Annotated in this window: 3 protein-coding genes; all 3 read left to right on the forward strand. The window is 71.4% G+C overall.

The window, feature by feature from the left end; translation table 11 throughout:
- Positions 1 to 1,521, forward strand: a 1,521-nt coding sequence (locus tag G6022_RS08470; RefSeq protein WP_182691357.1) for a 3-hydroxyacyl-CoA dehydrogenase NAD-binding domain-containing protein, incomplete at its 5' end; no start/stop codon positions are given.
- Entirely contained in the window at positions 1,521 to 2,507 is a 987-nt protein-coding gene (locus G6022_RS08475; RefSeq protein ID WP_182616474.1) for a nitronate monooxygenase family protein, read from the forward strand. The genes G6022_RS08470 and G6022_RS08475, both read left to right, overlap by 1 nt.
- Positions 2,504 to 2,852, forward strand: a 349-nt coding sequence (locus tag G6022_RS08480) for an enoyl-CoA hydratase/isomerase family protein (RefSeq protein ID WP_182691359.1), incomplete at its 3' end; no start/stop codon positions are given. The genes G6022_RS08475 and G6022_RS08480, both read left to right, overlap by 4 nt.

The following is a 2,852-nucleotide window of genomic DNA, read 5'->3' on the forward strand; positions in this document are numbered from 1 at the left end:
GGGGGCACGCCGTCGAGCCCGGCGCTCGGCGCCACCCTCCCCGCGTTCCCCGCGATGCTGCGCAAGCAACTCAAGGGCGCGCCGTACCCGGCCCCCGTCGCGATCATGGCCGCGGCCGTGGAGGGCGCCGGGGTGGACTTCGCCGCCGCCCAGGCGATCGAGGCCCGCTACTTCGCCGGACTCGCCACCGGGCAGACCGCCAAGAACATGATCCGCGCGTTCTTCTTCGACCTGCAGAAGGCCAACGGGCTCGCGAAGGCGTACGGGTCGGCTGACCGCGAACCGATCACCAAGGTCGTGGTCCTGGGCGCCGGGATGATGGGCGCGGCGATCGCCTACGTGTGCGCCAAGGCCGGTATGGAGGTCGTCCTCAAGGACATCGACCAGTCCGCCGCCGAGCGGGGCAAGGGCTATTCGGAGAAGCTCGTCGCCAAGACCGTCGCCCGCGCCGCCGAGGGCGAGGCCCGGGACGCCGCGCAGGCGAAGGGCGAGGCGCTCCTGGCGCGCATCACCCCCACCACCGACGCCGCGGCCGCCTCCGGTGCGCAGGCCGTCATCGAGGCCGTGTTCGAGGACCCGAAGGTCAAAGAGACGGTGTTCGCGGAGATCGCGCCGCACATCGCCCCGGACGCGCTGCTGTGCTCCAACACCTCGACCCTTCCCATCACCATGCTCGCGGGCGGCGTGGACCGGCCGGCCGACTTCATCGGCCTGCACTTCTTCTCGCCCGTCGACAAGATGCCGCTGGTCGAGATCATCAAGGGCGCCGAGACCTCGGAGGATGCCCTCGGGCGCGCCCTGGCACTGGTCGCGCAGATCGGCAAGACCCCCATCGTCGTCAACGACTCCCGCGGGTTCTTCACCTCGAGGGTCATCGGGACCTTCACCAGTGAGGGCATGGCGCTGCTCGCCGAGGGCGTCCCCGCGCCCACCGTCGAACAGGCCTCCTCGCAGGCCGGCTACCCGGCGCCGGTGCTCGCGCTGATGGACGAACTCACGTTGACCCTGCCCCGCAAGATCCGTGACGAGACCCGCCAGGCGGCCGAGGCAGAGGGCCGGCCGCTGCCCGACCACCCGGGCAACGCCGTACTCGACACGATGATCGACGAGTACGACCGCAAGGGCCGCTCCACCGGCGCCGGCTTCTACGAGTACACCGACGGCAAGCGCTCCGGACTCTGGCCGGGCCTGGCGGAGGCTTTCGGCCCCGCCACCGAGATCCCGCTGCAGGACGCGATCGACCGGATGCTGTTCGCCGAGGCGATCGAGACCGTCAAGTGCCTCGACGAGGGCGTGCTGGAGACCACCACCGACGCCAACGTCGGCTCGATCCTGGGCATCGGCTTCCCGGGCTGGACCGGCGGCGTCGCCCGCTACATGGACCAGTACCCGGGCGGCCTGCCCGGCTTCGTCGCCCGCGCCGAGGAGCTCGCCGAACGCTACGGGGACCGTTTCACCCCGCCGGAGTCCCTGCGGTCCAAGGCCGCCTCCGGCGGCACCTACGAGGAGGTCCAGCCGTGATCCGTACCCGCTTCACCGAGGAGTTCGGCGTCCGTCATCCGATCGTCCAGGGCGGCATGATGTGGGTCGGCCGCGCCGAACTCGCGGCCGCCGTGTCCGAGGCGGGGGCGCTGGGAATCATCACCGGGCTCACCCAGCCGACGCCCGAGGACCTGGTCCGCGAGATCGCCCGGTGCCGGGAGATGACCGACCAGCCCTTCGGGGTCAACCTCACGATCCTCCCGTCGATCACGCCGCCCCCGTACGCGGAGTACCGCCAGGCGATCGTCGAGTCGGGCGTGAAGATCGTCGAGACCGCCGGGTCCAACCCCAAGGACCATCTCCCTGTCTTCCACGACGCCGGCGTCAAGGTCATCCACAAGTGCACCTCCGTGCGGCACGCACTCAAGGCTGAGAAGCTCGGCGTGGACGCCGTCTCCATCGACGGCTTCGAGTGCGCCGGACATCCCGGTGAGGACGACGTCCCCGGTCTGGTGCTCATCCCCGCCGCGGCGGCCCGGCTGACCATCCCGATGCTGGCGTCCGGAGGCATCGCCGACGCCCGCGGCCTCGTGGCCGCACTGGCCCTGGGGGCCGACGGTGCCAACATGGGGACGCGGTTCATGTGCACGGCCGAATCGCCGGTCGCGGACCAGGTCAAGCAGCAGATCGTCGCCAACTCCGAGCTCGACACCACGCTCATCTTCCGCACGCTGCACAACACCGCGCGGGTCGCGGCGAACGCCGTCTCGGCGGAAGTGGTGGCCAGGGAGGCCGAGGGCGTGGAGTTCTCCGACATCCAGCACCTCGTCGCCGGGGCCCGGGGCCGCAAGGTTTTCGAAGACGGCGACCTGGACGCCGGCATCTGGTCGGCGGGTCAGTGCCAGGGCCTGATCGACGACGTGCCCACCGCGGCCGAGCTGGTCGACCGCATGATGGCCGAGGCCGAGTCGATCATCACCGACCGGCTGGCCGGCATGGTCGCCGCCGCGGAGACGGTCCGATGACCCCCACGGGCCGGGACGCGGTCATGGTCGACCGCGACGACCTGGGTGTCGCGACTATCAGCATCAACCGACCCGACCGGATGAACGCGCTCGACCACCCGACGGTGAGCGCACTGGTGGAGATCATCTCCGAGCAGAGCCTGGACCCCGACACCAGAGTCATCGTGCTCGCCGGCGAGGGCGGGGCGTTCACCACCGGGGCGGACCTGCAGGCCATCCGGGACGGGGCCGGGACGGACGAGGCGCCCAGCCCCGAGGCCACCATGACCAGCGCCGCCGAGCTGGTGCGGGCGGTGCTGACCGCCCCGGTCCCGGTGATCGCCGCGGTCAACGGTCCGGCGGCGG

Origin of the sequence: Dietzia sp. Cai40, from assembly GCF_014145165.1 — a bacterium.
In the GTDB taxonomy this organism is placed as follows: domain Bacteria; phylum Actinomycetota; class Actinomycetes; order Mycobacteriales; family Mycobacteriaceae; genus Dietzia; species Dietzia natronolimnaea.